This is a genomic window from Bradyrhizobium sp. Ken01, from assembly GCF_055807355.1.
This window is the reverse complement of record NZ_JBVVPC010000028.1, coordinates 51,611-74,789: the sequence shown is the minus strand read 5'-3', so window position 1 is coordinate 74,789 and position 23,179 is coordinate 51,611. Positions and strand designations below refer to the sequence as shown.

Annotated in this window: 26 protein-coding genes; 11 read left to right on the top strand and 15 right to left on the bottom strand. The window is 64.0% G+C overall.

The annotated features are described in order from the left end of the window. Position 1 precedes the first annotated feature (1 nt). Positions 2-1,666 (bottom strand): methanol/ethanol family PQQ-dependent dehydrogenase, encoded by a 1,665-nt coding sequence (locus AC0L3S_RS24785; RefSeq protein ID WP_473281874.1) that lies wholly within the window; start codon positions 1,664-1,666, stop codon positions 2-4. 341 nt (positions 1,667-2,007) lie between these two features. Between AC0L3S_RS24785 and AC0L3S_RS24780 the strand changes: the two genes are divergently transcribed. The 4 genes from AC0L3S_RS24780 to AC0L3S_RS24765 all read left to right on the top strand — a co-directional run bounded on the left by AC0L3S_RS24780 (position 2,008) and on the right by AC0L3S_RS24765 (position 3,935). Continuing rightward, positions 2,008-2,400: an EF-hand domain-containing protein gene (locus tag AC0L3S_RS24780; protein ID WP_473281872.1), complete on the top strand. Its 393-nt coding sequence runs from the start codon at positions 2,008-2,010 to the stop codon at positions 2,398-2,400. A gap of 171 nt (positions 2,401-2,571) precedes the next feature. Beyond that, a complete protein-coding gene (gene pqqA / locus AC0L3S_RS24775; protein WP_018460299.1) occupies positions 2,572-2,652 on the top strand; it encodes a pyrroloquinoline quinone precursor peptide PqqA in 81 nt (26 codons plus the stop codon). A 36-nt stretch (positions 2,653-2,688) separates the two neighbouring features. Next, a complete protein-coding gene (locus AC0L3S_RS24770) occupies positions 2,689-3,594 on the top strand; it encodes a hypothetical protein (RefSeq protein WP_473264942.1) in 906 nt (301 codons plus the stop codon). Between the two features lie 131 nt (positions 3,595-3,725). Further along, positions 3,726-3,935 carry a hypothetical protein gene (locus AC0L3S_RS24765; RefSeq protein ID WP_027566545.1) on the top strand — a complete coding sequence of 70 codons (210 nt, stop codon included), beginning with the start codon at positions 3,726-3,728 and terminating at the stop codon, positions 3,933-3,935. Between the two features lie 11 nt (positions 3,936-3,946). Here AC0L3S_RS24765 and AC0L3S_RS24760 read toward each other — a convergent pair whose 3' ends face one another. Genes AC0L3S_RS24760 through AC0L3S_RS24745 form a run of 4 tightly spaced genes read right to left on the bottom strand, consistent with a single transcriptional unit; the run spans position 3,947 to position 6,767 of the window. Further along, a complete protein-coding gene (locus AC0L3S_RS24760; RefSeq protein WP_085350566.1) occupies positions 3,947-4,300 on the bottom strand; it encodes a hypothetical protein in 354 nt (117 codons plus the stop codon). 47 nt (positions 4,301-4,347) lie between these two features. Then, positions 4,348-5,058: an ABC transporter ATP-binding protein gene (locus AC0L3S_RS24755; RefSeq protein WP_473281870.1), complete on the bottom strand. Its 711-nt coding sequence runs from the start codon at positions 5,056-5,058 to the stop codon at positions 4,348-4,350. After that, positions 5,048-5,785, bottom strand: a complete 738-nt coding sequence (locus AC0L3S_RS24750) for an ABC transporter permease (protein ID WP_473281868.1) — start codon at positions 5,783-5,785, stop codon at positions 5,048-5,050. The genes AC0L3S_RS24755 and AC0L3S_RS24750 overlap by 11 nt, the downstream gene beginning before the upstream one ends. A gap of 1 nt (position 5,786) precedes the next feature. After that, entirely contained in the window at positions 5,787-6,767 is a 981-nt protein-coding gene (locus AC0L3S_RS24745; RefSeq protein ID WP_473281866.1) for an ABC transporter substrate-binding protein, read from the bottom strand. Positions 6,768-6,854: 87 nt separating this feature from the next. Here AC0L3S_RS24745 and AC0L3S_RS24740 point away from each other — a divergent pair, with 87 nt between their 5' ends. Beyond that, the gene (locus AC0L3S_RS24740; RefSeq protein WP_007601391.1) at positions 6,855-7,214 is read left to right on the top strand and encodes a hypothetical protein; all 360 of its coding nucleotides are present in this window, start codon (positions 6,855-6,857) and stop codon (positions 7,212-7,214) included. Between the two features lie 90 nt (positions 7,215-7,304). Continuing rightward, a complete protein-coding gene (locus tag AC0L3S_RS24735) occupies positions 7,305-8,312 on the top strand; it encodes a transporter (RefSeq protein WP_473264939.1) in 1,008 nt (335 codons plus the stop codon). 19 nt (positions 8,313-8,331) lie between these two features. Here AC0L3S_RS24735 and AC0L3S_RS24730 read toward each other — a convergent pair whose 3' ends face one another. After that, positions 8,332-9,150, bottom strand: a complete 819-nt coding sequence (locus AC0L3S_RS24730; protein ID WP_473264938.1) for a quinoprotein dehydrogenase-associated SoxYZ-like carrier — start codon at positions 9,148-9,150, stop codon at positions 8,332-8,334. Positions 9,151-9,200: 50 nt separating this feature from the next. Beyond that, complete coding sequence (locus tag AC0L3S_RS24725; protein ID WP_473264937.1) at positions 9,201-10,127, bottom strand: quinoprotein relay system zinc metallohydrolase 2; 927 nt, start codon at positions 10,125-10,127, stop codon at positions 9,201-9,203. Positions 10,128-10,257: 130 nt separating this feature from the next. Here AC0L3S_RS24725 and AC0L3S_RS24720 point away from each other — a divergent pair, with 130 nt between their 5' ends. Together AC0L3S_RS24720 and AC0L3S_RS24715 are read left to right on the top strand one after the other, a co-directional pair. Further along, positions 10,258-11,139 carry a substrate-binding domain-containing protein gene (locus AC0L3S_RS24720; protein WP_473281864.1) on the top strand — a complete coding sequence of 294 codons (882 nt, stop codon included), beginning with the start codon at positions 10,258-10,260 and terminating at the stop codon, positions 11,137-11,139. 1 nt (position 11,140) lies between these two features. After that, on the top strand, positions 11,141-11,698 hold the full coding sequence (locus tag AC0L3S_RS24715; protein WP_473281862.1) for a PQQ-dependent catabolism-associated CXXCW motif protein: 558 nt from the start codon (positions 11,141-11,143) through the stop codon (positions 11,696-11,698). Between the two features lie 126 nt (positions 11,699-11,824). Here the strand turns inward: AC0L3S_RS24715 and AC0L3S_RS24710 are convergent, their stop codons facing one another. The 6 genes from AC0L3S_RS24710 to AC0L3S_RS24685 form a co-directional block, all read right to left on the bottom strand. Continuing rightward, positions 11,825-12,124: a copper-binding protein gene (locus AC0L3S_RS24710; protein ID WP_473281860.1), complete on the bottom strand. Its 300-nt coding sequence runs from the start codon at positions 12,122-12,124 to the stop codon at positions 11,825-11,827. A gap of 137 nt (positions 12,125-12,261) precedes the next feature. Beyond that, positions 12,262-12,876, bottom strand: a complete 615-nt coding sequence (locus AC0L3S_RS24705) for a hypothetical protein (protein ID WP_473281858.1) — start codon at positions 12,874-12,876, stop codon at positions 12,262-12,264. After that, positions 12,873-13,721: an ABC transporter permease gene (locus tag AC0L3S_RS24700; protein WP_473264933.1), complete on the bottom strand. Its 849-nt coding sequence runs from the start codon at positions 13,719-13,721 to the stop codon at positions 12,873-12,875. The genes AC0L3S_RS24705 and AC0L3S_RS24700 overlap by 4 nt, the downstream gene beginning before the upstream one ends. After that, positions 13,718-14,524 (bottom strand): ABC transporter ATP-binding protein, encoded by an 807-nt coding sequence (locus tag AC0L3S_RS24695; protein WP_473281856.1) that lies wholly within the window; start codon positions 14,522-14,524, stop codon positions 13,718-13,720. The genes AC0L3S_RS24700 and AC0L3S_RS24695 overlap by 4 nt, the downstream gene beginning before the upstream one ends. Continuing rightward, positions 14,521-15,501 carry a PQQ-dependent catabolism-associated beta-propeller protein gene (locus AC0L3S_RS24690; protein WP_473281854.1) on the bottom strand — a complete coding sequence of 327 codons (981 nt, stop codon included), beginning with the start codon at positions 15,499-15,501 and terminating at the stop codon, positions 14,521-14,523. Before AC0L3S_RS24690 ends, AC0L3S_RS24695 begins: the two co-directional genes overlap by 4 nt. 10 nt (positions 15,502-15,511) lie before the next feature. Next, the gene (locus AC0L3S_RS24685; RefSeq protein ID WP_473281852.1) at positions 15,512-16,693 is read right to left on the bottom strand and encodes an ABC transporter substrate-binding protein; all 1,182 of its coding nucleotides are present in this window, start codon (positions 16,691-16,693) and stop codon (positions 15,512-15,514) included. 126 nt (positions 16,694-16,819) lie between these two features. Between AC0L3S_RS24685 and AC0L3S_RS24680 the strand changes: the two genes are divergently transcribed. Further along, on the top strand, positions 16,820-17,323 hold the full coding sequence (locus AC0L3S_RS24680) for a DUF3280 domain-containing protein (protein WP_473264930.1): 504 nt from the start codon (positions 16,820-16,822) through the stop codon (positions 17,321-17,323). A 26-nt stretch (positions 17,324-17,349) separates the two neighbouring features. On the opposite strand, the gene fghA is transcribed toward AC0L3S_RS24680, so the two are convergent. Both fghA and AC0L3S_RS24670 read right to left on the bottom strand, forming a co-directional pair. Beyond that, complete coding sequence (fghA, locus tag AC0L3S_RS24675) at positions 17,350-18,195, bottom strand: S-formylglutathione hydrolase (protein WP_473281850.1); 846 nt, start codon at positions 18,193-18,195, stop codon at positions 17,350-17,352. 69 nt (positions 18,196-18,264) lie between these two features. Beyond that, complete coding sequence (locus tag AC0L3S_RS24670; protein WP_473281848.1) at positions 18,265-18,885, bottom strand: response regulator; 621 nt, start codon at positions 18,883-18,885, stop codon at positions 18,265-18,267. 145 nt (positions 18,886-19,030) lie between these two features. Here AC0L3S_RS24670 and AC0L3S_RS24665 point away from each other — a divergent pair, with 145 nt between their 5' ends. Together AC0L3S_RS24665 and AC0L3S_RS24660 are read left to right on the top strand one after the other, a co-directional pair. Then, positions 19,031-20,389, top strand: coding sequence for a histidine kinase (locus AC0L3S_RS24665; RefSeq protein ID WP_473281846.1), 1,359 nt, complete (start codon positions 19,031-19,033; stop codon positions 20,387-20,389). A 153-nt stretch (positions 20,390-20,542) separates the two neighbouring features. Beyond that, complete coding sequence (locus AC0L3S_RS24660) at positions 20,543-23,047, top strand: TonB-dependent receptor (RefSeq protein ID WP_473281844.1); 2,505 nt, start codon at positions 20,543-20,545, stop codon at positions 23,045-23,047. The last annotated feature ends 132 nt before the right edge of the window (positions 23,048-23,179 follow it).

Sequence of the window (23,179 nt, the reverse complement as noted above, 5' to 3'; positions counted from 1 at the left end):
GTTATTGCTTGACCGCAAAAACCCAAAGCGAGCCGCCGGGCGGGACTTTGGCCAGCCGTTCGTCGCCGGAGAACAGCGAGTAGACGCCGCCATAGCCGCTCGTCACCGCGACATACTGCACGCCGTCCTGCTGCCAGGTCACCGGTTGTCCCTCGATGCCCGAGCCGGTCTGGAATTGCCAGAGCTTCTTGCCGGTGTCGGCATCGAAGGCCTCGAACTCGCCGGTCAGCGCCCCCGAGAACACGACGCCGCCCGCGGTCGACAGCACGCCGGAGAAGCGCGGGATGTCGCTTGGTGCTTCCCACTTCGCCTTGCCGGTCATGGGATCGATCGCCTTCAGATGACCGCGCGGGCCGTCGCCCCATTCCCAGAGATCGGTGAGGTCCATGCCGAGATACCATTCACCCTGCTTGAAGGTGGCGGGTTCAGTCTTGTACCTGCCGCCGAAGGCGAGCGTGTTGGCGTAGGCGAGGCCGGTCTGCGGATTGAACGACATCGGCTCCCAGTTCTTGCCGCCGAGGATCGACGGATAGACTGTCACCTTCTTGCCCTCACGGGCGTCCTTCGAGACGTCGGTCTCGATGGGCCGTCCGGTCTTCATGTCGATTCCGGTCGCCCAGTTGACCTTCACGTAGGGATTGGCCGCGAGCAGCTTTCCGTTGGTGCGGTCGAGCACGTAGAAAAAGCCGTTGCGGTTGGCGTCCATCAACACCTTGGTCGGCTTGCCCTCGACGTTCATGTCGGCGAGGACCATCTCGGCCACGCTGTCATAGTCGAACGGATTGTTCGGCGAGAACTGGTAGTGCCACTTGATCTTGCCGCTCTTGGGATCCATCGCCAGCACGGAGCAGGTGTAGAGGTTGTCGCCCGGGCGCACCGCCGAGTTGAACGGTCCGGGATTGCCGATACCCCAATAGACCGTGTTCAGCTCGGGATCGTAGGAGCCCGTAATCCAGGTCGAGCCACCGCCGAGCTTCCAGGTGTCGCCCTTCCAGGTGTCGCCGCCGGGCTCATCGGGGGAGGGGATCGAATGGGTGCGCCACAGGTGCTTGCCCGTCGCGGGGTCCCAGCCGTCGATGAAGCCGCGGGTGCCGAACTCGGCGCCGGAGATGCCGGTGATCACCACGCCGTCGGCGACCAGCGGCGCCACCGTCATCGAATAGCCTTCCTTGATGTCGGCTGCCTTCTGCCGCCACAGCTCCTTGCCGTCCTTGGCGTCGAGCGCGACCACGTTGGCGTCGAGCGTGGTGCGGAACACCTTGCCCTCATAGAGCGCCGCGCCGCGATTGATGATGCCGCAGCAGACGATGCGCGGCGTTTCGGCGGGATATTCGACCTTGGATTTCCAGATCTGCTTGCCGGTCTTGGCGTCGACCGCCATGGTCGCGTTGTGCGACGTCACGTAGATCACGCCCTGGTAGACCAGCGGTTGGGATTCCTCGCTGCGATCGTCGTTGAAAGAGTAGTTCCAGACCGGGACAAGGTTCTTGACGCTGTCCTTGTTGATCTGGTTCAGCGTCGAGAAACGCTGAAGATTGTAGCCCATCCCGTAGTTGAGAACGTTCGATGTATCGGTCGCACCCTTGACCAGCTGCTCGCTGGTTTGTGCACTTGCACAAGTCGACGTAAGCATGACGAGGCTCGCGGCCATCGCAAAGCGTTTCATCCGTTCCTCCCAGTATGCGCGCCTATTGACGCTGCGACAGCAACACTCCGCCCGAATGCAAAACGCGTCAATACGAAAGTCGTAATTGCGACGCCGATATAGTGGGCGCCGGATGCCGTCATCTGACGGTGACCTGGCAAGCCACGCTCACTTGTGCGCAGGCGCTGAAGAAATTCCGCGGCATGGAGCAGGGCGCGTGCGCGACGGCAGCGGTCGGGCCGACGGGTTCCGCAAGTTGTGCGGTGCGCAGGCTGCAATTCGGGGCTTGAACGGAGGCTCGCTTGTGGACTTATGTCGTTTCGATCCGGCTCGAATCGGAGCCCTTGGTCAAGGAGGTTTTCATGATATCGCGTCGCTCTGCTGCACTTGCGCTCACGATTGCGCTGATGTCCGGTCCGGCATGTTCGGCCTCCGGCAACGCAGTCAAGACGTTCGATACCGATAATGACGGCACGCTTGATCTTGCCGAGGTGAAGAAGGCGGCGGCTGCGTTGTTCGCCAAGCTCGATCCCGATCACGACGGCACGCTCGACGCCCGCGAATTGCGCGGACGGTTAACGGCGAAAGAACTCGCCGCCGCCGATCCCGATCGCGACGGGACTCTCACGCTGGACGAATATCTCTCGGTGGTGGAGCAGCGCTTCAACGCGGCGAATCCCGACAAGGATGGAACGCTGGATGCGAAGGAGCTGAACTCGCGCGCCGGCCGCGCGCTGCTGCGCTTGTTGCGGTGAGAACCGGGCCGCTTGACTGGGAGCGAAGGCGAGTTGCCCCAGAGAGAAATTTGCAAGCGCGATGCGACAGTTCGCTGTGTCAACGGCGCGATTCCAGACTTGCGCTGTGTCTGACGCAGCCCTAGGTTTTGGCCGGCGCGATGTCGCGCTCAATCCCTTGGGAGTCCCCGAATGGCCTGGAAAGCTCCGAAGATCGTGGAAGTGCCGGTCGGCATGGAAATCAACATGTACGCCTGCGCTTTGCGCAAATAAGACTGCAAGTAAGACTGACGATCTGCCGCGGCTTCGATGGCAACCACCGTCGAAGCCGTGGTAGTGTCGGGGATGCGCGCGAGAGCCCTTACATTCTGGACCATAGCCGCCTGCACTGTCGCGCTCGCGCCGGCATGCGTCAGCGCCGAAGAGGGCTTTGATACCGAGCACATCTTCGGCTTCATGATCGGCACCGATGTCGGCAATCCCGGCGAGCGCGAATTCCAGACTCAGACGACAGGACGATTCGGCAAAGGTGGCGGGACCTATCGCGCGCTGTCGCAGGAGGTCGAGATCGAGATCGTGCCGCTGCCGAACTTCCGCATCGAGGTCGGCGGCACGGCCACGCTGCACGACATCACCGGCGTCCCCGATATCGGCGACCGCCGCCAGTTCAATTTTCAGGGCGCTTCGCTCGACCTGCGTTATCGCCTGCTCGATCGCGAGCGCGCGCCATTCGGATTGACTGTCGCCGCCGAACTCCATGGCGACCGCATCGACGAGACTTCTGGCGCAAAAGGGCGGATGTACGGTACCGATTTCACGCTCGCCTTCGATCGCGAGCTGATCCCGAACTTCGCCATCGGGGCGCTCAACCTGATCTATCAACCCGAATGGGCGCGTTTCGAGATGGCGGGACTGTCCGAAAAGAGTTCGACCATTGGCGCGGCCTTCGCCGGCCTGGTGCGCGTGCGGCCCGACGTGCTGCTCGGCGGCGAGGTCCGCTACTTCCGGCAATACGAGGGCATCGGCCTGGGCGAGTTCGCGGGCCAGGCGCTCTTCGTCGGTCCGACCGCTTATTTCCAGCTTTCCGAGCGCTCGCGCCTGACCATGAGCTGGAGCATGCAGGCCTGGGGCCGTCCGGCCGGATCGGGCGGCAATCTCGACCTCGTCAATTTCGAGCGCCACCAGGCGAGGCTGGTCTTTGGAGTTAATTTCTAGCGCTCGCGCCTCGGTTGCGGAGAGAGTTGACCGGCAATTCCCGCTTATTTCACGCGACCGGATTGAAACTTCCCGCTCCTCGGAACGTAATCTTTTGTGCTATTCTTCATCGCCTCTGCGAGGATCCCGGCATGAACCCGATCGACCTGGTGGTGACTGTGTGTGCGGTGCTCTCGCCTGCGACGTGCGAGGAGCAGCATCTGGTGTTCAACTATGCGGGGTCGCCGACGCAATGCGCGATGGCCGCGCCGCCCTATATCGCGCAATGGGTCGGCGACCATCCGAAGTGGCAGGCGGTGCGATGGCGCTGCGAATATCCGCACCCCAACGACAAGGCGTGAAGCCGCCGGCGTTACTTAGTGCAGTCCTTCAGATCCTTGTCGGCGATCGAGAACACCGCATCCGCCTTGATCTCGATGTCGCGCACGATGCACTGCCGTGCATTGGGATAGCTGACCCTGGCGTCGTAGCGGCCGGGCTCGACGCCGGTGATGCGCAGCCGCTCGTCGTGATCGACCTCCTTGTCCTTGTCGTTCAAGCACTGGTTCGGCCCCCACTCGGTCTTCCCGGCCGGCGAGAGCTGGAAGCCGGAGATCGTCTCCGTCGTCAGATTCCAGAGCCGGATACCCTTGCCTTTGGCCTGCGCGAGCGCCGCGCCCGGCATCGCAACCAACAGGATGCCGATCGCAATCAGCGTACGCCGCATGGTGATCCTCCCGCGAAGATGTCGTTGGTCCAATTGACCATGAGTTCTCATTTCGATTCAAGCTGCAACGCGGCGAGCTCGGCCCTGATCTTGCCGAGTTCGGCCTCGCTGCGCTCCGCGCGCGGGATGGCAATCGGCACCTCCCGCACGATGCGCGCCGGTCGCGGCGACAGCAAGAACAGGCGGTCGCCGAGCCGGATCGCGTCGTCTAGGCTGTGGGTGACAAGCAACGTCATCACCGGACGGCGCGCCACCAGCGTCGCGATCTCGTCGCGCAAACGGCCGGCGAGAGCATCGTCGAGCGAGGCGAGGGGCTCATCGAGCACGAGCAGGTCAGGCTCGACGGCAAAGGCGCGGGCGAGCGCGACGCGCCGGGCGAGGCCCAGTGACAATTCGCCCGGAAAATGGCTGCGATGCGCATCCAGCTCCAGGATCCTGAACAGCTCGGCGAGCTTGGCGTCGGTGACATCGGGTGCCGCAAGCCGCACATTCTGCTCGACCGAGCGCCATGGCAGCAGTCTCGGCTCCTGGAAAACCATGCCGATCCGCGCTTCCGGTGGGCGCGAGACGCGCCCCTCGAAATCGCAGTCGAGCCCGAGGATGATGCGCAGCATCGTGCTCTTGCCGCAGCCGGAGGGACCGATCAGCACGCCGACCTCGCCGGATTGAAGCGCGAAGCTGATCGGCGCGAGCACCTCCTGCGTTCCGCCCGCGGCACTCCTGAAGCTCTTGCCTGTGATATCGACCTCAAGCCGCACGGGGTCGCCACCGTGTTGCGCGGGCTTCGAACGGTTGCACCAGCGCGGTTTCGATCACGAGCACAACGGCGGCGAATGTCAGGGAATAGGCGAGCAGCCGTGGCGTATCGAACAGCTGGAAGGCGACGCCGATCTCGAAGCCGACGCCGTTGGGTCGCCCCAGGAGTTCGGCGACCAGCACGATCTTCCACACCAGCGACAATCCGGAGCGGGCTGAGGCCGCGATATAGGGCGCCAGTTGCGGCAGCACGACGTGGCGGAAGGTGCGCCAGGGCGGCATCGCGAACACGCTCGCCATGTCGTCCAGCGAGCGGTCGAGCGCGCGCGCGCCCTCGCGCAGGGTGACGATGGCGGTCGGCAGCTTGTTGATGGCGATCGCCGCGATCGCTGCGGCCTCGGTGAGCCCGGCCCAGATATAGGCCAGCACGATCACGACCAGCGCGGGCAGGTTCAAGAGCAGGATCAGCCAGGGATCGCCGAGGCGGTCGGCGAGCTTCACCCGTCCCATCAGATAGCCGATGGCGCTCCCGAGTGACATCGCCAGCACGAAGGCGAGGCTTACGCGGGCGAGCGTGGCGCCGAGATGCAGGAACAGCGCGCCGCTCGATGCTTCCGCGATGACGACGTCGAGCACGGCGGGCGGAGAGGGCAGCTTTGCGGCGCCGACGAACAGGGCGGCAATCCACCAGATCGCAAGCAACAGGGCAAACGACAGAAGACGCAGCACCTCAGTCTCCGGCAACTGCGTGATAGAACGTGCCGGGATCGAGCTCGGCGGCCGGGCCCACGAGGTCGCGTCCGCCGGTCTCGGCCAGTACGCGGTAGAGCACGCGCGCGTCCTTTTCTTCGTCGTCGATGCTCCGGCGCGGAATGCCGTCGCGATAGCGCTCGTGATAGGTCTTCAGCATGGTGGCATCGCTCGTGCCGGTGAGCGGCGCGATCTTGTCCCAGGCGGCATCCGAGGTCACCAGCAGCTGCTTGGCCTTGCGGGTCATCGCGATGAAGCGCGCCACCGCCTCGCGATGATTTGCTGCCCAGCTTTCGTCGAAGACATAGCCGACTGCAGAGACCGCGCCCTTGGCGCCGAGTTTCGGCAATATGTCCTCGATGCCGGCAAGGCGGCGGAAACCCTTGGCCTCCAGCTGCGCGCAGAAATTCCAGAAATTGAGGCTCGCATCCATCTCGCCGTCCAGCGCCTTGGCGGCGATCAGAGGCGGAGCACCATAGACGATCGTCGCCTCGGACTTCAGGTCGATGCCGTCCTGCTTCATGCGCGCCTGGAGCAGCAGCCAGCTCTTGTCGATGGGACCACCGCCGACGGCGAGCTTGCGGCCCTTCAAATCCGCGAGCGACTTGATCGGCGAGGAGGCCGGCACCATCACCGCGCCGAGCGCGCTGGAATAGGGATAGAAGGTGAGCTTTGCGCCGAGCGTGCGCTCGCGCGACACCCACAGCCAATCGGACAGGATGATGTCGGCATTGCCGGCGCGCAGGGCGATCTTGCCGGCCTCGGGGCTCGCAAGCTCGGTGACGTCGAGCGACAGGTCGGCCTCCTTGTCGAGGCCGCCGGCGCGGATCGCGGCCAGCTCCCAGGAGAATGTTCCGGTCTTCTGCACCGCAAGGCGGATCGTATCCGCGGCGCGGCCGGGCCCGGCTAGTGTCAGCGCCAGCGTCACCGCGAGCGCCAATGATCGACCAAATACTCTCATCACCTTGTGAGCCGTTTCCTCTGATAGGGTGCTTTTCAGGACAATACGCATAGCATAGCTTCCGTCGCAACCAGCGGGAGGACGCTCATGAATCTGGCCGGACAGCTACGACCGATTGTCGCCGCATTGGCGGTGTGGGCTGCGACCGCGCTCGCTGCGCAGGCTGAAGAGGCCAATGATTATCCGACGTCGGCGCGTGCCGAGTATGTCTATGGCTGCATGAAGGCCAATGGCGAGAGCCGGCAGGCGATCGAGCAATGTTCCTGCTCGATCGACGTGGTGGCCTCGATCGTGCCCTATGAGCGCTACGTCACCGCGGAGACGGCGCTCAGCATGTCCCAGGTCCGCGGTAATCTCGGCGTCCAGTTCCGCACGTCAGAGCAGGCGAATTCCGCGGTGAATGACCTCAGGCGCGCGCAGGCGGAAGCCGAGGTGAGGTGTTTTTGACCGCTGCCGCGCTGCTTCGCTTCCCTCGTCAAGGTCGCCGGCGTAGCTTCGATGGTATGATCCGACGGGCTTGCTTGGTAGGATATCTCGATGGACCGGCGCGGCGTTGGAGTGCACCGGGCGGTTGGTGATGCGCCCATCATCGATGATGCAAACGCCGATGCGCCTCAAGCGCGTCGCGCAAGACGGTTCCCGCTTGGCCCGGCATTGGGAATAATCGCCGCATTGTCGGCGGTCTCGAATGCGAGCGCGCAGGAGGCAGAGCCGCGATCGTATTCGAATACGCCTGTCGGATTGAATTTCCTGATCTCGGGCTACGTTTACGCCCAAGGCAAGCTCGCGTTCGATCCCAGCACCGCGATCGCCGATGCCACATTCCGCTCCGATACCGGCGTAGTGGCCTATGTTCGGTCCTTCGACGTCGCTGGCCAGTCGGCCAAGTTCGATGCGATCGTGCCGGCATCGTCGTTTGCCGCGCATGGGCTCGTCAACGGCGAGCCGCGCGAACGGGAGATGTCCGGTCTGGGCGATCCGCGATTTCGTGTCTCGGTCAACCTGTTTGGGGCTCCCGCGCTCTCGGCGAAGGACTTCGCCAGCTACCACCAGGATCTGATCGTGGGCGTAAGCCTTCAGGTCTCCGCGCCCCTCGGGCAATATGACAGCACCAAGCTGCTCAACCTCGGCGGCAACCGTTGGTCCTTCCGGCCCGAGCTCGGAATTTCAAAGGCATGGGGACCATGGACGGTCGAACTCGCCCCCAGCGTGACCTTCTTCAGCGACAACACCGACTTCTTCGGCGGCAAGACGTTCTCGCAGGCTCCGATCTATGCGGTGCAGGGACATGTCATCTACACGTTCCAGTCCGGCATATGGATGGCGCTGGACGGACTGTATTTCGCCGGCGGCAGCACGACCCTCAACGGCATCAAAAACGACAACGAGCAGGCCATCTCGCGCGCGGGCGTGACGGTTGCGTTTCCGATCGATCGACAAAACTCAGTCAAGCTCTCTGCCAGCACCGACATCACCAGCCGCACGGGAAGCGAACTGACAGCTGTCGGTATCGCATGGCAGTATCGTTGGGGCGAGGGATATTGAGGGACGATGATGGATGCCCTCACGTCCCCGGCTTCTCCACATCCCACTCGTTGCGGAACACGTGTCCGTCCGTATCCTTGGCTTCTGCGCGAAAACGCCTGGCGCCGTTGGAAACATAGGTGAAGCGCAGATTGGGATCTTCCGAGATCGAGATGCCGCCTTCCATCGAGAGCACGGGGCTGTCGTCCTGGGTCAGCTTGAGCTGATTGATGAAAAAGGCGGGAATGTAGAGCTGCGTGACTTGGTCCATCTGCAGGCCGGAATTGTTGGGGTGGCCGATCATGATCTGCGCCTCCCGCATGCGGCTCGCCGGGGCCTCCTCGCGCGCGAATTGCCGGTAGCGCATTTGCCCGAGCCGGTTCTGGGCTTCCTCGGCATTCTTGCCAGCTGGTGCCGAGCAGCCGCCGGAGGCTTTCACATAGACTTTCGAGACGTAGAGCTGTCCGTCGCTGAGCTCGGCCACCGCATGGACGTCGGTGTAGTTGTTGACGCGCACGCGCGTCGAGATTTCAGTGACGTTGGCATCCGGTCCGAGCTCGAACTTCGCCGCCATCGGTGCCGGGTTACGATCGATCACCAGCGTGATCGAACGGATGCGGCGGGCATCGCCGGGCGAGAGCTTGCTGCGCAGGGTCACAGGCACGATGGCCGCGTCCTCGGCGCGATAGGGCATCTCGATGCCAATGACATTGCCGCCGTCATTCATCGGACGGTTGCTGAAGATGTCCTGCACCAGGCCTGGCCAGGGATCGTAAGCTTCTTCCGCCTGCGCCGGCACGGCGAATGCAATGCCGAGGAGCAGGGCGATCAGAGGCAGTCGGCGCGTGCATCCCGTCATGGTCATGGTCCCGCGGACGAAGCAACCTTTCGCGCATCGTAGCGCGTCCGCTACTCCCATTCAATTTCCGAAAATGCTGCGGTTGCGTTGCGGGCGTTGTAGTCTTCGAACAGCTCCCAGTGCGGCCGTTCCGAGGCGGCGGCCTTGTCAGCGGCGGTTCGGATCGGCTCGCCCTTCTTGTTCGATGCCCGGACGTCCGCCAGCAGTGCCGTCAGATAGCGCCGTTCATCGGTCAGCGCCGCAGGCCATTCGCTCACGGGCCCGTGACCGGGAACGACGCGCTGCGCCGGAATACTCTCGAGTTCCGCGAGAGTGCCGAGCCAGCCGCGAATGCTGCCGTCCATCACCGGAATATGGCGGAGGAAGACGAGGTCGCCAGTGAACAGCGTCTTCGTCGTCTCGTCGAACACGGTCAGGTCATTGTCGCTGTGCCCGGCCGGCCAGGCCCGCAAGCTCAGGCGGCGCGCGCCGAGATCGAGCGTCATTGTGTCCGTGACGAGCATTGTCGGCGGCACGATCTTCACGGGAGATATCAATTCGTCGCCCATGATGCGCCTAAAATTGTCGAGATAATACGGCCCGCGCGCAGCGAGCGCCCGCGGCAGCCTGCTGTGACCGACGAAAATGGTGTCCCCGAGGGCGAAGGCCGCATTGCCGAAAACATGGTCGGGATGGCCGTGGGTATTGATGACGTAGCGGATCGGCTTGCTGGTGCGGGCCCGCACCGCCGCCAGCAGCGCCTCGCCCTCGCGAACGCTACCGCCGGTATCAATCACGGCCACCGCATCCTCGCCCACGATGAAGCCAACATTGGCGATGTCGCCCTCGTTCTCGCGGGTCATCAGGGCGATGGTCCCGGAGTGTACGAAGATTCCCGGCGCGACTTCGCTCACAGGCAATTCGGCCGCTGCGGCGCATGCTAGCGTCGCTTTCACCAGCAGGGACAAGGCTGCGATCACGAGAGCGATGCGAGACACTTTTCCGCCTCAGTTCAAAGGGTTTGCGCGCATTGCACTGCAACAAAGAAAAGCCAGCACACAGTCTGGCAAAACATGGCGCGTCATGCGTTGCATGGCTAGCATTCAAACAAGCCTAGGAGGAAGCGCGATGACGGAGGCCGGACGACATCGTCGCTGGTTGTTTTCACTGAGTATCCTGGTTGCGTCTTGCGCGTTCGGCGACGTCGCCATCGCGCAGACCAACGAGACGGGTGACCTCTCGTTCGAGCTGGTCGATCCCAAGGTGCTGCGCGTCTGTTCCGACCCGCGCAATCTGCCGTTCTCGAACGAGAAGGGCGAGGGGTTCGAGAACAAGCTTGCTGAGCTGTTTGCGGACAAGCTCCAGAAGAAGCTCGACTATGTCTTTTTTCCGCAAGCCACCGGCTTCGTGCGCATGACGCTCGGCTCGCATCGCTGCGACGTCATCATGGGCTTCCCCCAAGGCGACGACCTCGTGCAAGGCACCAATCCCTATTACCGCACGAGCTATGCCCTCGTCGCGAAAGCAGGCAGCGGGCTGGAGGAGGTCGACACGCTCGAGGATGCCAGGCTGAAGGGCAAGCATGTCGGCATCGTCGCCGGCACGCCGCCTGCGACCAACATGGCCATCGCGGGACTGATGGGTGATGCAAAGCCCTATCCGCTGATGATCGATACCCGCTATGACAATTCGGCGCAGGCAATGATCGATGATCTCACGGCCGGCAAGATCGATGCCGGCGTGCTGTGGGGACCGATGGCGGGGTTCTACGCGAAGAAGGCGGGCTCGCTTCATGTCACGCCGCTGGTCAAGGAAACTACCGGGCCAAAACTGGTCTATCGCATCGGCATGGGCGTACGTGGCGCCGATCAGAACTGGAAGCGACAGCTGAACAAGCTGATCCAGGAGAACCAGGGCGAGATCAACAAGATCCTGCTCGACTTCGGCGTGCCGCTGCTGGACGAGAACGATCGGCCGCTCGGCGCGGAGACGGCCAAGAAGGCACCATGACATGAGGCGGCGCGTTGTCGCTGCGCTGATCGCCGCCATGCTGGTGGCGCCGGTCGTCGCGCAGCAGCAGGAGCCGTTCGAGCCCGAGGGCTATCGCACCGATAGTTACCGCGCGCCTGTGCCGGCGACGCTCGGCGGCGCGCGCGTACTGTCGACGTCAGAAGCCGAGGCGATCTGGCACGCGAAGAGCGGCGCCTTCGTCGACGTGCTGCCGCGCGCGCCGAAGCCGAAGAATCTTCCAGCCGGTACCGTCTGGCGCGAGGCGCCGCGCAAAAATGTTCCGGGAAGCATCTGGCTGCCGGATACCGGCTACGGCATCCTGCCGCCCGCCATGGACGACTACTTCCAGCGCGGCCTCGCGCGTGCATCACACGGCGACAAGACCGCGCTGCTCGTGATTTATTGCCTGGCCGATTGCTGGATGTCCTGGAACGCCGCCAAGCGCGCGCTCGGGTACGGCTACTCCAACGTCGCCTGGTATCCCGATGGCACCGACGGCTGGGAGCGTGCAAACTTACCCACTGAGGAGGCGCAGCCCGAGCCTCGGCCGGAGCAGTAGGCAGAGATCGTCATGCCCGGGCTTGTCCCGGGCATCCAAGTTCTTCGTGCCGCGTGGCTATGCGTGGATGGCCGGGACAAGCCCGGCCATGACGCCCTGTCGCACGTGGGAAGAGGCGAGGAAAGCCTACTGCTTCTGCAACTTCGTCAGCGTGCCCGTGCCGTTATTGTCGGTCGCAGCGTAGCTCACCCTGTCGCCGGCGTGGACGGCATCGAGCATCGCGGCATCCTTGGCCTTGTACTCCTGGAGTGCGCCGGCCCCGCCTGCGCTGCCGCCGACTGTGCCCTTCTGCGTCTGCTGGATCGAAATCGTGCTGTTGAGCCGATCTATGCGGGTGACCATTCCGGTCAGATCGTCAGCGAATGCGCTGCTTGCGAGCATGCTGATGGCCGCAGCGCCTGCGAGGATGAATTTCTTGGTTCCCATCGAGGCCTCCCGATGCCTTGGATTACCCATCGACAAGACATCCTAGACCGATTTGGTTCCGGCATATAGCGCGGCGGCGGGTTAACAACCGCAATGGAGGCGCGGGAACCTGCTGCAAGCGGTCAATGAGGCTGACGCTATTCCATTTCCTGCTGGATCACGCGTCCGAGCGCAAACAGCCGCTGGTCGATGGTGGTGGGAACCTCGCAGACGAACCGCACCACCTTGTGGCGGTCCTCGAAAATGCGGGTCTTCCAGATCAGCTCGTTGCTGAGCGCATCGACCTTCGCCTCGTCGCGCGGCGTGGCGCCCTGGAGCGCGTGGAGCTGGACACTCTCCTCGCGGATCTTGTCGGCGGCTTCGCGCTGCTTGCGGCTGACGCGCTCCAGCCCGCTCATGACCTGGGAGCGCTGAGCGTTGAGCGTGTCGAACAGGCCTGCGAACAGCAGTTTCGCATTCGCGGTCTTGTCGGACGCGGAGCCTGCCAAAAACTCCTTCACCAACTTCTCGGCCTCGTCCAGCGGCGTCTTGCGTGCCGACAGTTTGGCGACCAGCGCGCTGACTTTGGTGTCGTCCTTCCACTTGTTCTGCACGTCGTCGAGCGAAGGACCGGCCCAAACGGCTGCGAGCGAAATTTCCGGCACTTTTGCCTGCGTGCAGGGCCAATCCGGATAGCGCGGATCGGCCGCGCGTGCTGCCGTGCTCACGGCTGCGAGCATCAGAGCGGCCATGGCCAGAACCCGAACCGTCATCCTTCGCCTCCCGCAGGGCCCCGTCGCGCCAGCCCGCGCGAGGGATCATAGGCATAGATCGCGCCGATCATGAAGACGATTGTGCAGGTCGCGACCACCGCCAGCGAGATCCAGTTGATTTGCCCGTAGAATGCAAAACGTATCAGCTCGACCGCATGGGTGAACGGATTGGCCTCGCAGACATAGTAGAGATAGGGGCTGCCCTCCTGCACCCGCCAGAGCGGGTAAAGCGCCGACGAAGCGAAGAACATCGGGAAAATGACAAAATTCATCACCCCGGCAAAGTTCTCCAGCTGCTTGATGCCGGAGGAGATCAGCATGCCGAGCGAGCCCAGCATCAGTCCGGACAGGATCAGTGCCGGCAGCACGGTGAGATAGCCTGATAGAGGAGGGGTGATGTCCCAGAACCAGGCGATCAGCAGGAACGCGTAGACCTGGAGCAGCGACACCGCGGTGCCCGCGAGCAGCTTGCAGAACAAGAGGTAGCCGCGCGGCAGGGGGCTTACCAGCAGCGTGCGCATGTTCCCCATCTCGCGGTCGTAGACCATCGAGAGCGAGGACTGCATGCCGTTGAAGAGCTGGATCATGGCCATCAGCCCGGGCGCGATGAAGACCTCGTAGAGGATGTAGGTCTCGTAGGGCGGGATGATGGAGATGCCGAGCACCTGACGGAAACCGGCGGCGAAGATGAACAGCCACACCAGCGGCCGCACCAGCGCCGAGACGAACCGCTCGCGCTGGTGCAGGAAGCGCAGTCCCTCGCGCCAGACGATGCCCGTGAGGCAGGTCATGTATTCGGCGGCCGAGAAGCCGCGTGGCGCCTCGCGCGTGGTGATGCTGCTCATGCGCCGCCGCCCGGCAAGGTCTGCGCGCCGGTCAGGCGCATGAAGGCGGTGTTGACGTCCTGCGCGCCGGCTTGCGCGACGACGCGACTCATCGGTCCCTGCGCCAGCACCTTGCCCTGATGCAGCACCACGAGATCGTCACCAGCCATAATTTCGTCGAACAGATGCGTGGCCCAGAGCACGCCGATGCCTTGCTCGCTCACGAGCTGGCGCACATGGCTGATGATGTCGGCGCGCGCCTTGACGTCGAGGCCGACGGTGGGCTCGTCCAGCAACAGCAGGCGTGGCCGATGCAGCAGCGCACGGGCGATCTCCAGCCGCCGCATCTGCCCGCCCGAGAGATCGCGCACCTTGCTGCCGGCGCGCTCGGTAAGCCCGATGCGATCGAGCAGCTCGGCGGCTCGCGCCCGAGCCTCGCGGCGGCTGATGCCGTGGAGTGCGGCGTGATAGAGCAGGTTTTGCGTCAGCGACAGGTCGAGATCGAGCGTGCGCGGCTGGAACACGACTCCGAGCAACCGCAGCGCTTCGCCGGGACTCCTGCTGATGTCATGGCCGAAAATGCCGACGCGGCCGGACTGGATGCCGAACAGGCGCGTGATCAGCGAGAACAGCGTGCTCTTGCCCGCCCCGTTGAGGCCGAGCAGGGCCGTGAAGCTCGCGGGCTGCACATTGAAGGACACGTCCATCAGCGCGCGGCGCGGGCCATAAGCGTGGCTGACGCTGTCGATCGACAGCGCGGGCACGGCCGCCGGATCGGGCCTTGGTGTTTCGCGTTGTTCGGTGATGGGAGCAGGGCTGGTCATGGCGCGATCGTGATACCCCAGGGCAGTTCGCCCACCTGAATGGTCTTGATCACTTTTTGCGTGGCGACGTCGACGACGGAGACATCGTTGGACACGCCGTTGGTGGTCAGCAGAAATTTCTCGTCCGGCGTGAATGCCATGTGCCAGACCCGTTGTCCCACCAGCAGATATTTCGTTACCTTGCGCGAGGCGGTATCGACCACGGCGATGCGGTTGGCGGGCCCGAGCGCGATGAAGGCGGTCTTGTCGTCCTTGGTCATGCCGATGCCAACGGGCTGGATGGCTTCCCTCCTCAACCCCGGAATCTCGAAATTGATCTTGCCGGTCACCTCGTGCTTTCCAGGATCGATGATCGAGACGGTGCCGCCGATCTCCGAGGACACCCACAATTCCGAAGCGTCGTGCTTGAACTCGGCAAAGCGCGGCCGCGCGTCGACCAGCACGTTGGCAACAATCTGGCGCGACGACGTGTCGATGAAATGCGCCATGTTGGTGGTCTCGGACGTGTTGATCAGCGTCTTGCCGTCCGGGCTGATGGTCATGCCCTCGGGCTCGACGCCGACCTGGATGTCGCCTATGCGCGCGCGCTTCTCGAGGTCGATCACGGTCACCGTGTTGTCGTTCTCGTTGGCGACATAGAGGACCTTGCCGGCGGCATCCTGGGCGAACAATTCAGGGTCGGGCCCGGAGGGCAGGCTGTCCACCACGGTTTGCGTCTTGGCGTCGATCATCTGGATGGTGTCGTCGTCGCCGACCGCGACCATCACGAACTTGCCGTCGCGCGTGAAGTCGATGCCGCGCGGGCGCTGGCCGACCTTGATGGTCTTGGTCACCGTCCAGCTGTCGGTGTCGATCACCGACACCGTGTTGCTCTTCTCGTTCGAGACATAGGCGATGAACGCATGCGCCGGCGCCGCCGCCAGTGCCAATCCGGACAGCAACCCAACGCGCCACGCGCGCAACGTCCAGGTCCTCACTTTGATGTCCTCACTTCAGCTTGCATTTGCTCTCCGGGCGGTCATAGCCGAGGGTGTCGAGCTCGGAGACCTGGTGCAGGAAACCTTCCTGCGGCGACACCGACACCACCATGCGACCGTCGACCAGCAGGATCGGCTGGCGCAGCTGCAGGTTCCAGTCGCGCAGGGTCAGCTTTGTGCCCTTGAAGGCGGCGACCGAGAAATCCGGCCCCTTGATGAAATCGGTGACCTTCTTGACGTCGCCGGAATTGGTGCGCGAGGTGGCCTCTCCGATCATGCGCACCGCCGTCCATGCCTGCATGTCGAGTGCGGTCATCCGCCGCGCGTTGAGCTTGACGAAGCGGTTCTGCATCTGGATCGCGCCCCACTGGTCCTGCGCGGCGTCCCAGCTCCGCGGCACGAGGCCGGCAGAGCCCGCGACAGGCCGTGGATCCCAGGTGCGATAGGGCAGGTAGGCGCCGAACACCTCGCTCTCGTCGGCGGCGACCAGCACATCGTAGGCCGGCGCCTGTTGCGTGAACACCGGGATCTGGCGCTGGATCAGCGTCACGCCCGAGTCCGTGCGGCGCGCGCCGCCTTTGTCTTCGAAGCTGCGTTCCTGCACGATCTTGGCGCCGAACCGCGTCGCGGTGCGCCGGAGCGCATCGGCGAACAATCTGTCCTCGTCATGCGAGCCGACCACGAGGAGCCAGCGCTTCCACTGCTTCCACACCAGATATTGGCCGAGCGCATCGGCCAGCATTGCGCGCGTCGGCGCGGTGTGGATGACGTTGGCACGGCAATCGGCCTCGCGCAGCCGCTCGTCGATCGCGCCGGCGTTGAACAGCAGCGTGCCGCGCTCGCGCAGGGCGTCGGCGACCTTCAGCAGCGCGTCGGCCGGCAGGTCGGCGATGATGAAGCCGTTGCGTGCGGCGAGGTCGGTCGCGGCCTGCACGGCATCCTCGCCCTCCTTGATACGCCGCTCCTCCAGCGCAAATCGCTGGTTGAGGAATTTGCCGGTGGTGTTGTTGTCCTCGATGGCGAGGCGCGCGCCGGCGACGCCGTCATTCTCCGCGGGCTGCTCGACCAGCGACAGCGTCGATCTGGTGCCGGCAATTCCGAGATAGCCGACGCCGATCATGACAGGGTCGGCCGCGAGCGCGCTCGTCGCAGCAAAACCCAGGCCGATCAGGCCGACCAACCATCGGATCATGTTTCCTCCGTACAACTCCCCGGCTTGACCGCCGATGGAGAATTGTCTCTGCTAAAGCATGACCGATTTGTCAGGGCATGCAACCCCGCATTTCGTCCTCACGCTGCCACGCCGGGAATCACGATCATGCGAGCGCTGATATGTTTCGCCGCTTTGCTGTTGACGGGCTCGGTCGCGCTCGCCGATCCGCCGAAGCTCGCGGTGTTCGATTTCGAACTGATCGACACCAGCCTGCCCGGCGAGTTCTACGGATCCAAGCCCGAGGAGGCGCGGCTCGACCTGATCAGCGAGCAGTTGCGCAAGGCACTGGTTGAGTCAGGCAGGTTCCAGTTGCTCGATATCGCACCGATCCGGGATGCGGCCCGTCACGCCAATCTGCAGGCCTGCGGCGGCTGCGACCTCAAGCTTGCCGGGCAGTTGGGTGCCGATTTGGAAATCACCGGCATGGTGCAGAAGGTCTCGAACTTGATCATCAATCTGAACATCTACCTGCGCGACGTGAAGACCGGCAACATGATCACGGCTGCCAGCGCCGACATGCGCGGCAACACGGATGAATCCTGGACGCGCACGATGAGCTATCTGATCCGCAACCGGTTGCTGGCACCGAATTACGGCAAGCCGGAGTAGAGTCTTCCAAGGGAGAGGCAGAAAGCTCACCCCTTCAATCTCTCCGCATGCCAGTGCAGGTGATCGCCCATGAAGGTCGAGATGAAGTAGTAGCTGTGATCATACCCCGCCTGTCGTCGCAGCGTCAGTGGGATGTTCGCCTTGTTGCAGGCGGCTTGCAGCAGCTCCGGCTTGAGCTGCTCCTTCAGGAAATTATCGGCCTCGCCGACGTCGACGAGGAAGCCTGAAAACTTCGCGCCGTCCTCGATCAGCGCCACGGTGTCGTGGCTGCGCCACATATCCTTGTTCGGCCCGAGATAGCCGGTCAGCGCCTTGATGCCCCAGGGCACGAGCGACGGCGCCACGATCGGCGCAAAGGCGCTGACCGCGCGAAAACGATGCGGGTTGCGCAGCGCGACCGTCAGCGCGCCATGGCCGCCCATCGAATGGCCCATCACCGATTGGCGCTTCGCATCGACCGGAAAATTCTCCGCCACGAGTTTCGGCAGTTCGTCGGTGACGTAGCTCCACATGCGATAATTGCGCGAAAACGGCGCTTCCGTCGCATCGACATAGAAGCCGGCGCCTAGGCCGAAATCATAGGCATTGTTGGTATCGCCCGGGACGTCGGACCCGCGCGGGCTGGTGTCGGGCGCCACGAAGATCAGGCCGAGCTCGGCGCAGGCTTTGCGGAATTCGCCCTTCTCGGTGACATTGGCGTGCGTGCAGGTGAGGCCGGAGAAATACCAGACCACGGGCAGCTTGGCGCCCTGCGCGTGCGGGGGAACATAGACCGAGAACGTCATGTCGGTTCCGGTCGCCTGGCTGGCATGGCGATACACGCCCTGCACGCCGCCATAGGATGTATTGGTCGAGACAGTCTGGATCGTCATGCCATTATGCTCCGTGGCATCAAACCACATCAGGATTGCAACGCTTGTGTGACCGAATTCGTGGCGCCGTCAGGCCACGCCGCTGTCGATCGCCAGCCGCACCAGCTCGACAGAGGTTTTCACTCCGAGCTTCTGGCGCATGATGGACGAGGTGTTGGCGACAGTCTTGTAGGACGACTGCACCAGCCAGGCGATCTCGGAAAGGCTCTTTCCGGCACTGAGCAACCGCAAAATCTCCATCTCGCGCGCGTTCAGCTTCGACAGCGGGCTTTGCGCCAGCGCGGGTCCGGCAAAGGCGATGCTGCGCGCGATCGCGCTCGGCAGATAGGTGCCGCCGCCGCCGACGATGCGAATCGCCTCGACGAGATCGTCGGGGTCGCCGGTCTTGGAGACGTAGCCCTTGGCGCCGCACTCGATCGCACGCGCGGCAAAAGCAGGGTCGTCGTTCATGCTGAACATGATGATTCGGGCATCGGGGGCGCGCTCGAGAATGCGGCGCGCGAGCTCGAAGCCGGACACGGTCGGCAGGTTGATGTCGATGATCGAGAGGTCGGGGCGCTCGACGATGAAGACGCACTCGCCGTCTTCGGCGTCGGCGGCCTCCAAAATCTCGATCTCGCCCTCGTCGGCCAGCACGGCACGGCAGCCGGAGGCGACGATGGGATGATCGTCGACGATCAAAATGCGCATAGGCGTTCCTCGCGACAGCGTCTTGGCCTGTTTCGCGCCCGGCCGGGATTGCTGTACGCTTTCGATTAGATATCGGGCGCTTCGCCTCTGTCAACGTTATCGGACAGGCGCAAGCCGATCCTTCGCGGGGGCACGGGCGAGACCAATGTGGCAAAATCTATCCTTGCGCGGGCGCATCAACCTGCTGCTGGCGCTGCTGCTGGCGCTGGGGCTCGCCGTCAATATCGGCCGCCAGGTTGCGGAAGCCGGGCCGCGCGTGCAGGCCGAGGACCAGAGCGTGATCCGGCTCGCGCGCGAATTCATCGAAATGATCGTTGCGGATCTCAACGAGGCGCCCGATCCGGATGCGAGGCTGAATCAGATCGCACGCGACCTCAGCCGCCTGCGCCATGTCAGCATCGCGCTCCGGGACGAAGCCGGTCGTCCGCTGACGCAGCCGCGGACCGACGCCGATGACGACACCCGCGCGCCGCCGGCCTGGTTCGTCAGCCTGGTGCATCCCGAGCAGACCGCGGTGAGCGTACCCGTCTCCATCCATGGCAAGCCGGGTTCGCTGCTTATCACCTCCCATCCCGATGACGAGATCGCCGAGATCTGGGACGCCATCGTGACCCAGCTCGAGGTCGGCTCGGTGATCGCGCTGGCGCTGTTCCTGGTGATGATGAATGTGGTCGGCCGGGCACTGGCGCCGCTCCAGTCCCTGGCGGATGTGATGGCCGAGCTTGAAGACGGTCGCTATCAGGCGCGCGTCGCGCCGGGCGGCGCGCCGGAACTGGCCGCGATCTGCACCAAGCTCAACCATCTTGCGGCGACGCTCAGTGACGCCATTGAGGACAAGCGGCGCCTCGCCGAGCGCACGGTGTCGCTCCAGGATGTCGAGCGCAAGGAGATCGCGCGCGAGCTGCATGACGAGTTCGGGCCATACCTGTTCTCGCTGCGCGCGCATGCCAGCGCGCTGGCGAAGCAGGCGGACGGGCGCGCGCCGAGCGCGGAGGCCGTGCGAAAACACGGCAGCGCCATGCTGGAGCAGATCAACGCGCTGCAGCAGTTCAACCGCCGCGTGCTGGAGCGCCTCCGGCCCGTCGGCCTGGCCGAGCTCGGCCTGCGCCAGGCGCTGGAATCGCTGTCGCGGCTGTGGCGGGAGTCGCATCCCGATGTCGCCATCGAGACCGTGATCTCGCCGGCGCTTGGCGTCACGGGCGAGACCGCCGACCTCACCATCTACCGCATCGTACAGGAGGCGCTCACCAACGTGTTCCGCCACGCCGGCGCGACCTCGGTCAATGTCGTCATCGAGCCGGTGGAGCAGGCGGCAAGCGACGGCCGCGGCTGCGCCCGGGTGCGGGTCAGCGACAATGGCCGTGGCATGGAGCCGGGCCAGAAGCTCGGCTTCGGGCTCGTCGGCATGCGCGAGCGAATCCTGGCGCTGGGCGGCACGCTCAACGTCGTGTCCGGTGATGGCGGTCTGACCGTCGAAGCACTGGTTCCGACGGCGGCGGCCTGATCGCGTCGGGAAAAATTCCCGATTTGGTCGGGAAAATGGGTGCGGATATGCCCCGACCTTTTGTGGCTGGCGCACGCATCGCCGCCGATTACACTCGTTTCGACCAACCGGCGAAAATCAAAACAGCCGGCGGTGACGGATGGGAAGGCTGGGATGGGCGATCGTGTTCGGTTCAAGCGTTTTGGGTTCGAGCCTCTTGGGTTCAAGCGTTGTTTGTTGATGGCCTCGGTTTCTGCCGGGGTGGTCTCCGTCTTCGCGGTCCCCGCGGGAGCCGCGCAGGATGAAGAGACCAACGTCCAGAACCTGCCGCCGGTCGAGGTGACGGCGCCGCCGCCGTCAACGGCGCGGCGCACCGCGTCATCGCGTCCGGTTGCGCACATCGGCGCGCCGTCATCCGCCAGCCCCAAGACGCGCCTTTACGTCTATCCGACCGCGCCGGGTACCGGCAGAGGTCTTGACGTCGACAAGGTCCCGTCGGCGATCAACGCCGTCGACGCCGGCCAGATCAGGCGCACCGGCTCGCTGAACATCACCGACGCGCTTCGCGACAACATCGCTGGCGTCAACATCAGCGAGGTCACCGGCAATCCGTTTCAGCCGGATGTCGAATTCCGCGGCTTCGTTGCCTCGCCCGTGACGGGCACGCCGCAAGGCCTCGCCGTGTATCAGAACGGCGTTCGCATCAACGAAGCCTTCTCAGACGCCGTCAACTGGGACCTGATCCCGACCGCGGCGATCCGGTCGGTGACGCTCGTGACCAACAATCCCGCCTTCGGCCTCAACGCGCTGGGCGGCGCGATCAATTTGCAAATGAAGGACGGTTTCACCTATCAGGGCGCGGAGCTTGATCTCATGGGCGGCTCGTTCGGCCGCATCCAGGGCTCGGCGCAATGGGGCAAGACGGTCGACAAGAACTACGGCGTCTATGCCGCGCTCGAAGGCCTGCACGACAACGGCTTCCGCAATTTCTCCCAATCGGATGTGCGGCGCTTCTACAGCGACGTCGGCTACAAGGCCGGCGACAGCGAATTCCACGCCAACATGGGCGTCGCCAAGAACGATTTCGGCGCCAGCGCCACCGTTCCGGCCGAGCTGCTCGACATATATTGGGGCGCGACCTACACGTCACCGCAGACCACCTCCAATCGCGTCGGCTATCTCAATCTGACGGGCAAAGTCGATGCGACGCCGACCTGGACGCTCGAAGGCACCGCTCATGTGCGCCGCTACGAGCAGAAGCTCGTGGACGGCAATCCGACCGACGCGCAGGAATGCACTGATCCGGGGCTCACCGGCCTTCTTTGCTTCGGCGACGGCGCCACACCGGCAAACGGTGTGAACGGTCTGCCGCTCGCCAATCCTTTCGCGTCCGGGACCATCCTCGGCGAGATCGACCGCAGCTCGATACGCTCGACCACCTTCGGCGTGTCGGGGCAGGCCACCAACACCGATCAATTGTTCGGCCACGACAACCGCTTCGTGATGGGCGCGACCTATGACGCCAGTGTCACGCGCTATAACGCCACCGCCGAAATCGGCACGATCGGAGAAAATTACGTCGTCAGCGGCGCCGGCCTGTTCCTGGGGCCGACCGGCGTACCTGATACCGTTGCCGGCCCTGTCTCGCTGCGGACCGTCAATCAATATAACGGCCTCTACGCGATGGACACGTTCAATATCACGGACGCCTTCGCCGTCACCGGCGGCGGCCGTTTCAACGTGGCGCGCATCACGCTGGAGGATCAGCTCGGGACCGATCTCAACGGCGATCACACCTTCACCCGGTTCAATCCGGTGATAGGCGGCACCTACAAGATCACGCCGGAGCTGACGGCCTATGCCGGCTATTCAGAGGCCAACCGCGTTCCGACTCCGCTGGAGCTAGGCTGCTCCGATCCAGCTCGTCCCTGTCTCATTGCCGCGTTTCTCGTCTCCGATCCGCCATTGAAGCAGGTGGTGTCCAAGACCGTGGAAGCGGGCCTGCGCGGCAGCAGGGACCTGAACATCGGCACGCTCGGCTGGAAGATCGGCGGCTTCCGCGCCACCAATTACGACGACATCGTCGCCGTTCCCGCAGTCGGCCGCACCGGCTTCGGTTATTTCTCCAATGTCGGCCGTACCAGGCGTCAGGGGCTCGAAGCCGAGATCAACATCAAGTCGCCCACGATTCAGTTTCAGGCGAGCTACGCGTTCGTCGACGCACGCTATCTCGACGCTTTCGCGCTCGGTTCCGAGAGCCCGTTCAGGGATACTGTCACCGAGACCATTCAGGTGCTGCCCGGCAACCAGCTCCCGGCGATCCCGCGCCATCGCGTCAAGGTCGGCATCGACTATGCCGTCACCGACGTCTGGAAAGTCGGCGGCAACGCGCTGTTCGTCTCCAGCCAATATCTGGTCGGCGACGAGTCCAACCAATATGCGAAGCTGCCGTCCTACACCGTGTTCAACCTGCACACGTCCTACCAGGTGACCAAGAACGTCCAGCTCTACGGCAAGATCGACAACATCTTCGACAGGCGCTACGCGACCTATGGACAGTTCTTCGACCGCACAGCCGTCCCCAACTTCACCAATGGCGCCGCCGAGTTCACCGACCCGCGCTCGCTTAGCCCGGCAAGACCGCGCGCCTTCTATGCGGGGATGCGGGTGACGTTCTGATCTTGGCTCGGTAAGCCCGGGGGCCGACGCGGGGTGGCACCGCGCGAAACGGCGTGTCACGCCGGCTCTGTTCTACCTCAAGCCGATTGACTCATTGTTCATGTTTTGTTCTTATGCTGCTCGTCCAGCCAA